This window comes from Albidovulum denitrificans (genome assembly GCF_002973535.1).
Taxonomy (GTDB): Bacteria; Pseudomonadota; Alphaproteobacteria; order Rhodobacterales; family Rhodobacteraceae; genus Albidovulum; species Albidovulum denitrificans.
On sequence record NZ_PVEP01000001.1, the window covers coordinates 699,987 to 711,874 of the forward strand.

The 11,888-nt window shown below is 68.0% G+C and carries 13 protein-coding genes; 6 read left to right on the forward strand and 7 right to left on the reverse strand.

What is annotated here, in order from left to right; translation table 11 throughout:
* Positions 1–24 precede the first annotated feature (24 nt).
* The 3 genes from LX70_RS03410 to LX70_RS03420 all read left to right on the forward strand — a co-directional run bounded on the left by LX70_RS03410 (position 25) and on the right by LX70_RS03420 (position 1,644).
* Positions 25–852 carry a ferredoxin--NADP reductase gene (locus tag LX70_RS03410; RefSeq protein ID WP_105513103.1) on the forward strand — a complete coding sequence of 276 codons (828 nt, stop codon included), beginning with the start codon at positions 25–27 and terminating at the stop codon, positions 850–852.
* Between the two features lie 89 nt (positions 853–941).
* A complete protein-coding gene (locus LX70_RS03415) occupies positions 942–1,199 on the forward strand; it encodes a hypothetical protein (protein ID WP_105513104.1) in 258 nt (85 codons plus the stop codon).
* Positions 1,192–1,644: an SRPBCC family protein gene (locus LX70_RS03420; protein ID WP_105513105.1), complete on the forward strand. Its 453-nt coding sequence runs from the start codon at positions 1,192–1,194 to the stop codon at positions 1,642–1,644. Before LX70_RS03415 ends, LX70_RS03420 begins: the two co-directional genes overlap by 8 nt.
* A gap of 62 nt (positions 1,645–1,706) precedes the next feature.
* On the opposite strand, the gene LX70_RS20635 is transcribed toward LX70_RS03420, so the two are convergent.
* The gene (locus LX70_RS20635) at positions 1,707–2,360 is read right to left on the reverse strand and encodes a hypothetical protein (RefSeq protein WP_170076104.1); all 654 of its coding nucleotides are present in this window, start codon (positions 2,358–2,360) and stop codon (positions 1,707–1,709) included.
* A 219-nt stretch (positions 2,361–2,579) separates the two neighbouring features.
* On the opposite strand from LX70_RS20635, the gene infC reads away from it, so the two are divergent.
* Both infC and LX70_RS03440 read left to right on the forward strand, forming a co-directional pair.
* Positions 2,580–3,068 carry a translation initiation factor IF-3 gene (gene infC, locus LX70_RS03435; protein ID WP_245884914.1) on the forward strand — a complete coding sequence of 163 codons (489 nt, stop codon included), beginning with the start codon at positions 2,580–2,582 and terminating at the stop codon, positions 3,066–3,068.
* A gap of 66 nt (positions 3,069–3,134) precedes the next feature.
* On the forward strand, positions 3,135–3,938 hold the full coding sequence (locus tag LX70_RS03440; protein WP_105513108.1) for a 23S rRNA (adenine(2030)-N(6))-methyltransferase RlmJ: 804 nt from the start codon (positions 3,135–3,137) through the stop codon (positions 3,936–3,938).
* Between the two features lie 66 nt (positions 3,939–4,004).
* Here LX70_RS03440 and LX70_RS03445 read toward each other — a convergent pair whose 3' ends face one another.
* From LX70_RS03445 to LX70_RS03470, 6 genes are all read right to left on the reverse strand, one after another.
* Entirely contained in the window at positions 4,005–5,006 is a 1,002-nt protein-coding gene (locus LX70_RS03445) for a molybdopterin-binding protein (RefSeq protein WP_105513109.1), read from the reverse strand.
* On the reverse strand, positions 5,006–5,977 hold the full coding sequence (locus LX70_RS03450) for an XdhC family protein (protein WP_105513110.1): 972 nt from the start codon (positions 5,975–5,977) through the stop codon (positions 5,006–5,008). Before LX70_RS03450 ends, LX70_RS03445 begins: the two co-directional genes overlap by 1 nt.
* A 69-nt stretch (positions 5,978–6,046) precedes the next feature.
* Positions 6,047–6,535: a DUF1203 domain-containing protein gene (locus tag LX70_RS03455; protein WP_105513111.1), complete on the reverse strand. Its 489-nt coding sequence runs from the start codon at positions 6,533–6,535 to the stop codon at positions 6,047–6,049.
* Positions 6,536–6,610: 75 nt separating this feature from the next.
* Positions 6,611–8,371 (reverse strand): OmpA family protein, encoded by a 1,761-nt coding sequence (locus tag LX70_RS21015; protein ID WP_105513112.1) that lies wholly within the window; start codon positions 8,369–8,371, stop codon positions 6,611–6,613.
* Positions 8,372–8,484: 113 nt separating this feature from the next.
* Positions 8,485–9,747 (reverse strand): vWA domain-containing protein, encoded by a 1,263-nt coding sequence (locus tag LX70_RS03465; RefSeq protein ID WP_105513113.1) that lies wholly within the window; start codon positions 9,745–9,747, stop codon positions 8,485–8,487.
* Positions 9,748–9,816: 69 nt separating this feature from the next.
* Positions 9,817–10,731: an AAA family ATPase gene (locus LX70_RS03470; RefSeq protein ID WP_105513114.1), complete on the reverse strand. Its 915-nt coding sequence runs from the start codon at positions 10,729–10,731 to the stop codon at positions 9,817–9,819.
* A 75-nt stretch (positions 10,732–10,806) separates the two neighbouring features.
* Here LX70_RS03470 and LX70_RS03475 point away from each other — a divergent pair, with 75 nt between their 5' ends.
* Positions 10,807–11,850: an AbrB family transcriptional regulator gene (locus LX70_RS03475; protein WP_105513115.1), complete on the forward strand. Its 1,044-nt coding sequence runs from the start codon at positions 10,807–10,809 to the stop codon at positions 11,848–11,850.
* The last annotated feature ends 38 nt before the right edge of the window (positions 11,851–11,888 follow it).

An 11,888-nucleotide genomic window follows, 5' to 3' on the forward strand; every position in this document is an offset into this window, starting at 1 on the left:
GGCAAAGCGCGCCCGAGTAGAGATATGGACGACCTGACCGCCGTGAACGACGCACCCGCCAAACCCGTTCGGACCCTGCCCGATGCGCAGACCGTCACCTCGGTCCACCACTGGACCGACCGGCTGTTTTCCTTCCGCGTGTCGAGGCCGCAGACCCTGCGCTTCCGCTCGGGCGAGTTCGTGATGATCGGGCTGCTCGACGAACGCGGCAAGCCGCTCCTGCGGGCCTATTCCATCGCCTCACCCTCCTGGGATGAGGAGCTTGAATTCTATTCGATCAAGGTGCCGGACGGCCCGCTGACCTCGAAGCTTCAGCATATCGAACCGGGCGACCAGATCATCCTCAGGCCAAAGCCGGTGGGGACGCTGGTCCTTGACGCGCTTCTGCCCGGCAAGCGGATCTGGTTCCTGGCGACCGGCACCGGCATCGCGCCCTTCGCGTCCCTGATGCGCGACCCGGAAACCTATGAGAAATACGAGCAGGTCGTGATGATGCACACCTGCCGGACGGTGGCCGAACTCGAATACGGCCGCCAACTGGTCGAAGGCCTGCGCGACGACCCGCTGATCGGCGAATTCGTCGGCGACAAGCTGAAATACTACCCCACGACGACGCGGGAAGAGTTTCACCATATGGGCCGGATCACCGACAACCTCAGTTCGGGCAAGGTCTTCGAAGACCTCGGCATTCACCCGATGGATCAGGACCATGACCGCGCCATGGTCTGCGGTTCGCTGGCCTTCAACCACGATGTGAAGGCGGTTCTGGAAAGCTTCGGCCTGCGCGAGGGCGCGAATTCCGAGCCGCAGGAATATGTGGTGGAAAAGGCCTTTGTCGGCGACGGGATCTGAGGCGACACCCACTCGGACAGGAAAAAGGGCCGCCCAGCCGGGCGGCCCTTTTCATTTGCTTTACTGCATCAGAATGCTATCTAGTTACCATGGTAACAGAATCACACCCCCGAACCCAGACTGGCCTCCGCATCGCGGTTCCGGTTCTCAAGGTCCTGAAAGGACTTGCCGAATACAAGGACATGAGCCTTGGCGATCTGGTCGAAGGGATCGTGCTGCATGCGTTCGAGGGTAAGGACCCATTTGTGCCGGAAACCCGCGCCGTGATCGACCAGCTGCGCGGCATCTACGGCCTCGACTGGACGGCGGCCGAGAGCCACCTTCACGCCGAGCAGCCCGATGCGTGAATTCGCGCATGACTTCCCCCTGCCCCTCCCGCCGGATCAGGCCCTGCCCTATTTCACCCCGAGGGGAGAGGAGGCCTGGGTCCCGGGCTGGTCGCCGCGCTATGTCTGGCCCGAAAGTGGCGCGACCTGCGCCGGGATGGTCTTTGAAACCGGGACGGGCGAGGCGCGCACGATCTGGTCCTGTCTTACCTTCGACCGCGACCGCCACCATGCCCGCTACCTGCGTGTAACGCCCGCGCTGCACAGCGTTCTTGTCGATGTCAGGTGCCACCCGGCACCGGGTGGCACAGGGGTGCGGGTCGCCTATCGTTACCACCCCCTGACCCGGGCGGGCGCGGATATCGTCGCCGCGATGACGGATGACGGGTTCGCGACCGAAATCGAGGGGTGGCGCGCGTTGGTCATGGCGCATCACGCACGGACAGCGGCCCCGCCCGACTGCTGAAACACGAAAACGCCGCGCCCGAAAGCGCGGCGTTCTTTCGTCTCTGGACCTCGCGGCCCGGTTTACATGCCCAGCGCGGCCTTGACCTGCTGAAGTGCTGCGGCCAGCGCCTCGGGGCTGTCCTTGGCGGCCTCGACCGTCGCTTTCAGCGTCGCCTTGGTGTCTTCGGCAAGGGTCGAGTTGTCGATGGCGGTTTCGACCGTGGTCATGTCGAAGGTGGCCGGATCGAGGGCGGCGGCGACGGAATCGGCCGCGTCGCTGGCCATGGTCCCTGCGGCATCCGCCGCATCGCCCGCGGCCTCCATGGCGCTGTCGGCGGCCTCACCGGCGGCGGTGGCGGCGTCGCCGACCGCCTCGCTGGTCGCAGCGGCAGCGTCCGAGGCCGCATCCGTCGCGGCAGCGGTCGCGTCCGACGCAGCCTGACCGGCGGCATTGACAGCGTCGCCGACGGCATTGGCGGCGTCGCTGGCCGCATCCGTCGCCGCGGCGGCAGCGTCAGAGGCGGCCTTCGCGGCGGCTTCCTCGGCGGCCTTGGCCTCGGCTGCGGCCTTGGCGGCTGCTTCCTCCTCGGCGGCCTTGGCCGCAGCGGCCGCATCCTCGGCGGCCTTCTGCGCCATCGCGGCCTGCTCGGCCGCCTGTTGCTGGTTGGTGTAGTACCAGTACCCACCACCGGCCAGAACGACCACGATCAGTGCGATCACCAGATTTCTGTTCATTTCTTTCCCTCTACCGTAAGGAGAACCATTCCGGTCCGCCTGATGGCAGAACGCGCGGGAAATGAAAAGGTTCCGTCGAAAAGCACGCGGAAACCGGCTTGAATCAGCGCACCGGCGCGACTAGTTTTGCGCCGGCACTTTGCCGCCCACCATAGAAGGAACGACACCATAGCCCGCAGACCCCACAACGCACCCCCGACCCGCGATACCGGCCCCCGTGTGAACGACCGTATCCGCGCCCCCGAAATCCGGCTCATCGGCGCCGAGGGGGAGAATGTCGGCGTGGTAACCCCCGCGCGCGCGATGCAGATGGCCGAAGAGGCCGGGCTTGATCTGGTCGAGATCTCGCCCAACGCGGTGCCGCCGGTCTGCAAGATCATGGACTTCGGCAAGTTCAAGTACGAACAGCAGAAGAAAGAGGCCGAGGCGCGCAAGAAGCAGAAGATCATCGAGATCAAGGAAATCAAGTTCCGCCCCGGCACCGACACCCATGACTATGACGTCAAGATGCGCTCGGTGAAGAAGTTCCTTGAGGAAGGCGACAAGGTGAAGGTCACCCTGCGCTTCCGCGGCCGCGAGATGGCCCACCAGGAGCTTGGCCTCGACCTTCTGAAACGGGTCGCGGCGGATGTCGAGGAGATCGGCAAGATCGAGAACATGCCAAAGCTCGAAGGCCGCCAGATGGTGATGATGATCGGCCCGCGGTAAGCGGGCGATCCTGCCGGACAACGGCCCTCCCCGGCGGGAGGGCCTTTTCATTTCGGGGATGCGCCGATGCTGTCCTACCAGCATATCTATCACGCCGGGAACATGGCCGACCTGCACAAGCACGCGCTTCTGGCGGCGATGCTTGGCTACATGACCGCCAAGGACAAGCCGCTTTCCTATATTGAAACCCATGCCGGGCGCGGGCTTTACGACCTGACCGCGCCCGAGGCGGTGAAGACGGGTGAAGCGGCGGCAGGCGTGCTGCGGCTGGCCGACCGGCTGGAGGCGGACCACCCCTATCGCCGCGTGCTGGCGGGGGTGCGGGACCGCTACGGGCGCGATGCCTATCCCGGCTCTCCCCTGATCGCGGCAGGGATGCTGCGCCCCGGCGACCGGATCACGCTGGCCGAGTTGCACCCGCGTGAATTTGCCGCGCTCAGCGCCACCATGGCCCCTTATGGCGCCACCTGCCGACAAGAGGACGGGCTGCACCTCGCGCTGTCTGCCACGCCACCCGACCCGCGCCGGGGGCTGATGCTGATCGACCCGAGCTATGAGGTAAAGGCGGATTACGCCGCCCTGCCGCCGCTGATCGCCAAGGTCCATGCGAAGTGGAACGTGGGCGTCATCGCGCTTTGGTATCCGATCCTTGCCACGGGCGCGCATCGCCCCATGGTCGCGGCACTTCAGGCGGCGGGTTTCCCGAAGGCGGTGACAAGCGAGGTCCGCTTTCCCCCCGCGCGCGAAGGGCATGGCATGACCGGCAGCGGGATGTTCATCCTGAACGCACCTTACGGGACGGAATCAGAGGCCGCGCGGATCGCGGGGCTTTTCGCGGGGCTGTCCCAGAGCATTTCGGGTTTACGCTAAATCAGAACTCGAACTTATTTCTTTCGAATTCTGATACTTACGCTCTCAACCCAAACCCGAAACGCTTTAACGCTTCTCCCTCGGCTGCGGACGGGTCGGGATTTCCTTCAGAAGCCCGCCGATGCCCATCGCCGCGATCGCCTCTTCATCCGGCACGATCCCGCAGGCGATCCGTTCCAGCACGAAATCCGCCCCGTTCAGCGCGGGCGAACGGGCGCAGCCCGGCAGGCCGATCACCGGCCGGTTCCCCAGCGCGCCGTAGAACAACAGGTTTCCCGGATCGACCGGCAGCCCGAACCGGGTGACCGTACCGCCCGCCTGCCGCACCCCTTCGGGGGCGACGTCATGGCTGTCCGATGTTGCGGCCCCGGTCAGGATCAGCGCGATCTCCCCCCTCAGCCGGGCCAGCGCCGCCGCGATCTCGCCCGCGTCATGGGGGACGCTGACCGTCTCGGCCAGATCCATCCCCAACTGGGTCAGCCGGGTCCTGACGGCGGCCTCGGCCTTGGCGCCAAGGTCCTTTGTCACGCCGGGCGCCTCGGTCAGCACCAGCCCCGCCGACCGCCGGACCACCGGGCGCACCCGCACCGCGCCCGCAGCACCCGGCAAGGCGCGGTCCAGCGCCGCGCCCGCAATGGCATAGCTGATGACCTTGACGGTGCCGACCAGCGTCCCTTCCGCCACGCGGGCAAAGGGCGCGACCACCGCCAGCGTCAGCGACGGGTCGGCGCGGTTCAGCGCCATGACCCTGGACGGGTCAAGCTCCACCACCCCCGGCCCCAGCGCGTAGAGATTCACCCGCCCCTTCTCGGCCCGCGTCAGGCGCAGATGCGCCGCCGCCGGGTCGGGGACGATGGCGGCCGCCAGACGTGTCGCTGCCTCATCCTCCCCCACATCGCCGGGGTCGAGCCGCGCCACCGTCACCGTGGCGATCCCGGCGCCCGCGATCTCGGCCAGATCGGCCACCGTCAGCACCCGGCCCTTCGGCATCTTTCGCGGCCCAAGCTGCACCGAATGCGCCAGCACCGCGCCTTCGGCCTGATCCACGGGAAGCGCGCCGAACCACATCAGCCCTGCCTCAACACCTGCGTGATCTCGGCCATGATCGACAGCGCGATCTCCGCGGGGCTTTTCGCGCCGATGTTCAGACCCACGGGGGCGTGGATCTTTGCGATCTCGCTGGCCGTGAACCCGGCCTCTTCCAGCCGCGCGACGCGCTTGGCATGGGTCCGGGTCGATCCGAGGCAGCCGAGGTAGAAGCAGTCCGACCGCAGCGCCGTCTGGATCGCCGGATCGTCCAGCTTCGGGTCATGGGTCAGCGTCACCACCGCCGTGCGCGCGTCGATGCCGATGGCCGCCATCGCCTCATCCGGCCAGTCATGGCTGATGACCTCACCCGTGAACCGCGCCTCTGACCCGAAAGCCTCACGCGGGTCGATCAGCAGGGGGTCATAGCCGCAACTGCGCGCCATGCCGACCAGGGCCTGCGCGATGTGGACCGCGCCGACGATGACAAGACGCAAAGGCGGGTTGTGGATGGCCACGAACAGGCTGTCGTCCACGCCCGACTTGTCGGACCGGAAGCGGTCGCGATGCGGCCCGTCGGAGGCGGAAAGCGACCGTTGCCAGCTTTCCAGATCGACCGCATAGGCCAGCGCCACCCGCCCCTCGCGCGCCGTGACGATGGCGGCAAGCATGTCCTCCGGCATCGCCGCGCCCACGGGCTCGACCAGCACCCGGATCGTGCCGCCGCAGGCCAGCCCCACGGCGAAGGCATCCTGATCGGAGACGCCATAGGTCAGGAGACGCGGTTGGCCGTCCGCCAGCGCCGCCTGCGCCTCTTCCACCACCGCGCCCTCGACGCAGCCGCCGGAGACGGACCCCATCATCTCCCCCGCGCCGGAGACGACCAGCTGGCTGCCGACCGGCCGGGGGGCCGACCCCCAGGTCTCGATCACCGTGGCAAGGGCCGCGCCCTTGCCGGCACGGTGCCAGTCGAGGGCGACTTCCGGGATGCGGTCGTGATCGGGGCGGGTCATGTCTGGGTCCTCCGTGGGTCAACATGATCCCGCCCGCTGGGCGCCGCAAGAGGCCAAAGGTCTTAAATGTCAGCCGCGCAGGACCGGCCGCGCGGCGCGGATGCGAAGCTGGAAGCAGTTGTTGCGGGCGGAACGGACATCCACATAGGCGATGCGCGGATCGGCCAGAAGGGTGGCAGCATAGCGCTCAACCCCCTCCTTCGGAACGATCCTCCCGCTGCCATAGACGATCCGGTGGCCGTGGGAATATCCCTTCAGCAGATAGTCCGGGCTGGTGGTCAGGATCGGCGGCATCCCCTGACCGCCCCAGGCCTCGCACTCTCCGGCACACAGGAAGATCGGCCCGGTTTCGGCATAGGGCTGCGGGGCCGGAAAGGGGCGGTGGGCAAGGATCAGGTATTCCTGTCCGGCGGGCGTGTTTTGCAGGCAATGGCGGCAGGGTTCGCCCGACCCGCTGGCAATGGCGCCGCGTTCGGGTGGCTGGCCGTTGGCGTCCGGGCCTCCAGCGCGCAAGGCGGCGACAAGGGCGGTGGGGATCGGTTCGTAGAAAAGGCTCATGGGGCGGCTCCGTTACAAGGCCGCCCCATGATCGGGTCGCGCAGGACACCGCGCGACCCGGAACCTGCGCAAGGGTCAGTTGGCGGCCTGGCGCAGGAGATCGGTGATACGGCGCACGCTGGCGCGGCGGTTCATCTGCTCGGCCGCGTCGGTCTGCACCTTCAGGAATTCCTCGCCATAGCCCTGCACCACCATGTTTTCCGGCGGCACGGCGAAATATTCGGTCATCGCCAGCGCCACCGATTCCGCGCGCCGGTCCGACAGGGCAAGGTTATAGGCCGCCGAGCCCACGGCGTCGGTATGCCCCTCGATCAGGAAGACCTCACGCGGGTTGGCGTCGATATAGCTTTTCATCAGGTTGCCAAGACGGCTCAGCGCCGGGGCCTGATCGGGGCGGATCGCGGCCGAGCCGGTCTCGAACGTGATGGCGTTGAGGTCGATCACCGGCACCAGCGCGCGAACCTGCTGGATGTCGCGGATCTGGGCCAGCGAGAAGTGGCGGTCAAAGGCGCTTTCACGCGCCAGCGCCCGGCGCAGCGCCTCTTCGTCGGCGGATGCGCTGACCTCAACCTCGGGCGCGGGCGGCGGCAGGCGGGTGACATCGACCGGCGCCGCGGCGACCGTATCGTCGAAGAGCATCGTCTGCGTCCCGTCCGGCGCCACATGGATGCGGCGCAACACGCGGTATTCGGCATCGCGGATGGTGACGATGCGCGAGTCGTCGGCGCGCGTCACCGTGGTGCGGGTAGAGCCGTCGTCGAAACGCTCCGTCCGCACGGTCGATCCCGGCTGACGCAGAAGCGCGTTGTCGTCCTTGATGATCTGGTAGGACCCGTCCGGGCGTTCCAGCACCACCCGGTCGCCAGAGTTCAGCTCCACCTTGCGGTTGTTCGACAGCATCGCGCCGACGGCCACGGCGCCAAGGCCGAGAAGGATCGCCTTTTCGCCGTCCGACAGGCCCTTGTCCTTCTTCGCGGGCGCGGCGGCGGTCTGACCGGCGGTGGTCTCTTGCGCGATATCCGCGGCGGTTTCATTGACCTTGTTGGCGAAATCCTCGCTGGAGGAGCGCGCGGTGTCTTCGGTCACGACCTCTTCGGTGACCTCCGCACCGGCGGGCGCCTCCGCCGTGGCATCGGCCGAGGCGGCAGCGGCCACCGGCGCCTCACCCGAGGCCGCGTCGGGCTGGACCGGAAGCTCCGGCACGGGCTCTTGCGCAACCGTTTCGGCGGGGGCCGGGTCGGTGGCGGTGTCGGCCGGTTCGGCAGCCTGCGCCTCGGCCGGTTGGTCGGTCGCGGCGGGGTCTTCGACCGGGGCGGGTTCGGTGGTGGCCTCGGTCGCGGCCGGTTCTTCGGCCGGGGCCGTCTCCGTCACCGTCTCCGGTGCCGGTTCGGGTGTCGGCGAGGTTTCCGGCGCGGCCTCCGTCGCCGTCTCGGGCGCCGTCTCGGGCGCGGGTTCCTCGGTCACGGGGGCGGCCTCAGTCGCCTCGGCCGGGGCCGGGTCCTCAGCCGGGGCCGGGTCAACAGTGCTTTCCTCCGCCGGGGCCGGTTCCTCCACCGGCGCGGCCTCAGGGGCGGTTTCCGCCGGGGCCTCGGGGGCTGCATCAGGCGCCGCCTCAACCGGGGCCACCTCTTCGGCGGGGGCCATCTCCTCGGGCATCACCGCATCGGGCGCGGGGACCAGCGGCACGCCTTCGGGACAGGGCTGATCGCTGCCGTCGGCGCAGACCATCGGCACCTCCGGCGCGGGCTCGGTGGTGTCCTGCGCATAGATCGGGCCGGGCGCCAGCAGCGACAGGCTCGCGATCAGGGCGGTCGAGGTCTTCAGGCGGTTCAGCATCCTACTCTCCTTCAAAAGGACTCGCTCGTATGGCGTCGCCCCCCAACGGATGAGGGGGGCGTCAGGTTCCGAATCTAGGGAGAAAACCGCCTGTTATGCGATATCCGCGCCCCTCAGGCGGCGGAGATCAGCCGCATCAGGCGGTCCTTCTCGCCCGCGTCGCGGGCCTGACCGATGGCCTCGGCCAGCGCTTCGAGCGAGGCGATGGAATGACCGGCGCGGAAACTGTCGACATGGGGCAACATGGCGGCAATGCCGCGCGCCTTCGGCACGAAACCGTCCCAGCGCAGAAGCGGGTTGATCCAGATCAGGCGGCGGGCGGAAAGGTGCAGCCGCTCCATCTCGCGGCCAAGGTCATGGGCCGGGTCGCGGTCCAGCCCGTCGGTGATCAGGAGCACCACCGCCCCCTGCCCCATCACCCGGCGCGACCAGTCGCGGTTGAAGGCATGCAGGCAGGCACCGATCCTTGTGCCGCCCTCCCAGTCCTGCGCCTCGGCCCCGGCGGCGGCAAGGGCGGCGTCGACGTCGCGTTGGGCGAGGTGCCGGGTGATATTGGTCAGCCGCGTGCCGAAGGTGAAGGCATGGACCCTGGCCCAGCCCGCACCCTTCTGGTTGGCGACGGCATGGAGGAAATGCAGCACCATGCGGCTATACTGCGACATCGACCCGGAGATGTCGCAAAGCACGACAAGGTTCGGCCAGCGCCTGCGGCGGCTCCGCGCGGCAAGGTCGTGAACCTCGCCCCCGCGCCGCATCGCCGCCCGCATGGTGCCGCGCCAGTCGGCAATCCGGCCGCGCGGATCGGTCTTCGTCCGGCGCGACGCGAGCGGCCGCACGGGCAGCGCCAGCCGCGCGATCATGCGTTTCGCCGCCGCCACCTCCGCGACCGACATCTGTTCGAAATCGAGCGTCTTCAGCCGTTCCTCGGCGGAGATGGTGGCACTGGCGTCGGCCTCGATCTCCACCTCCTCACCACCCTCCTCGCCGGTTTCCGGCAGGTCGCGGTCCACCCCGTCCAGCAGCGCCTCGGCCGCGCGTTTTTCGGCCGAACCCGCCGGGCGATCCTCCTGCACGCCGCGCACCGCGGGCAGCATCATCGCCATCATGTGTTCCAGATAGCGCGGATCGCGCCAGTAGAGGCGGAAGACCTGATGAAAGACGGTGCGATCCTCGGGCCGGGACACGAAGCAGGCGTGCAGCACCCAGTAGAAGTCGGATTTTTCCGAAAACCCCGCCGCCTCGACCGCGCGGATCGCGTCGATCACCCGGCCGGGGCCGAGTTTCAGCCCCGCTTTCCTGAGCGCGCGGGCGAAATGGGTGATGTTGGCGGCAAGCTTGCCGTCCTCGGGGATGTCGAGGGGGATGTGTTCAGCCATCGCTGTCGCGGCGGGGGCGCCGCCCCCGCACCCCCGGAGTATTTCGGCCACAGTGAAAGGAGGCAGGCTTCATCGGGCGGGGGCAAGGTCGGCGCGGACCTCGTCCAGCAGCTTCTTTGCCGGGTCGCCCGCGATCTTCTGGATGTCGTCCTGATATTTCAGGATCGCGCCCAGCGTGTCGGCGATGACCTCGGGCGAGAGGGTGACGACGTCGAGCGCGAGGAGGCACTTGGCCCAGTCGATCGTTTCGGCCACGCCGGGGCGTTTGAACAGATCCTCGGTGCGAAGCTTCTGGACGAAGGCCACCACCTCGCGGCTGAGCGTTTCGGTGGCTTCGGGCGCGCGGGCGTGGACGATCTCCATCTCGCGCGCGAAGGAGGGGTAATCGACCCAGTGATAAAGGCAGCGCCGCTTGAGCGCGTCATGCACCTCGCGCGTGCGGTTGGAGGTGAGGATGACGATGGGCGGTTCGGGGGCGCGGATGGTGCCAAGTTCCGGGATCGTGACCTGAAAGTCGGAGAGCGCTTCGAGCAGGAAGGCCTCGAACGGTTCGTCGGTGCGGTCCAATTCATCTATCAGCAGGACCGGGGCGCCACCCGGCTGCGGGCGCATCGCCTGCAAAAGCGGCCGTTCGATCAGGTAGTCTTCGGTGAACAGTTCCGCCGTCAGCGCGTCACGGTCGGCCCCGCCCCCGGCCTCGGCGGTGCGGATCGCGATCATCTGGGCGGCGAAGTTCCAGTCGCAGACCGCCGAGGCGGCATCGAGCCCCTCATAGCATTGCAGCCGGATCAGGCGGCGGCCAAGGCCCGCGGCGATGGCCTTGGCGATCTCGGTCTTGCCCACCCCCGCCTCCCCTTCGAGGAACAAGGGGCGGCCGAGTTTGAGAGCCAGGAAGACCACCGTGGCCAGCGCCCGCCCGCAAACATAGTCCTGCCCGGCCAGCAGCCCCTCGACCTCATCAATCGTCTTCGGTATCGCGGTCACGTCAGGCTCCTGTCAGCTTGGTGCCATGCTGGTGGGCCATGAGGACCCGGTCAAGGGTGGAAGACCCGTTGCGACATGCGACTTAATGCCAATAGGCCGCGCCTTGCGGCCATCGCCGCGGCCCTTGCGGGCGCGGGGGTGTTCCTTGCGTTCGGCTGGCCCTTGCCGCTTCTCCTTGGCCCGATGCTGGGCTGTCTGGCGGTGGCGCTGGCCGGGGTGGGGATGCGCGACATGGGCGGCTTTGGCACCGCGATGCGGAGTTATCTGGGCGTGGCCATCGGGGCCACGGTGACGCCGGACTTCGTGGCGGGGCTGCCCTCGCACGGGGCCTCCATCGCGCTGGTGCCGCTTTATGTCGTGGTGATCGGCGGCATCGGCTATCCGTTCCTGCGCCGGGTGATGGGGTTCGATCCGCCAACCGCCTTCTATTCGGCGATGCCCGGCGGGCTTCAGGACATGCTTCTTTTTGGCGAGGAGGCGGGCGGCAATGTCCGCACGATGAGCCTGATCCACGCGACGCGGGTGCTGGTCATCGTGACTGTCGCGCCCTTCCTGATGACCACGCTTTACGGCGCCGACCTGAACCGCCCGCCGGGGCTGCGGCTGGCCGACATTCCGGTGATGGAGACGGCGATCATGCTGGTCGCGGGGCCGCTTGGCTGGAAGATCGCCGAACGGCTGCACATCTTCGGCGCGGCGATCCTAGGCCCGATGATCCTGACGGCCGGGCTGAGCCTTGCCGGGTTGATCCACCACCGCCCCCCGGCCGAGATCGTCTGGGCGGCGCAATTCTTCATCGGCATCGCCATCGGGTCGAAATATTCCGGCATCACCGGGCGGGAGCTGCGGGTTTCCGTCGGTGCCGGGCTGATCTTCGCGCTGCTCCTCGCCCTTCTGTCGCTGATCTTCATCGAGATCGTGACGCTGGTCTCCGACGCGCCCTTCATCGACATCCTGCTGTCCTTCCTGCCCGGCGGTCAGGCGGAAATGGCGGTGATCGCCATCGTTGCCGGCGCCGATGTGGGCTTTGTCGTCGCCCATCACCTGACGCGGGTCTTCTTCGTGATCCTCGTGGCGCCGCTTGTGGGCGCGCGCACCGCGCGGCGCGATCGCGATTGACAGCGCGGGCCGCGCGTGGCTGACTTTGGGCGACCTTG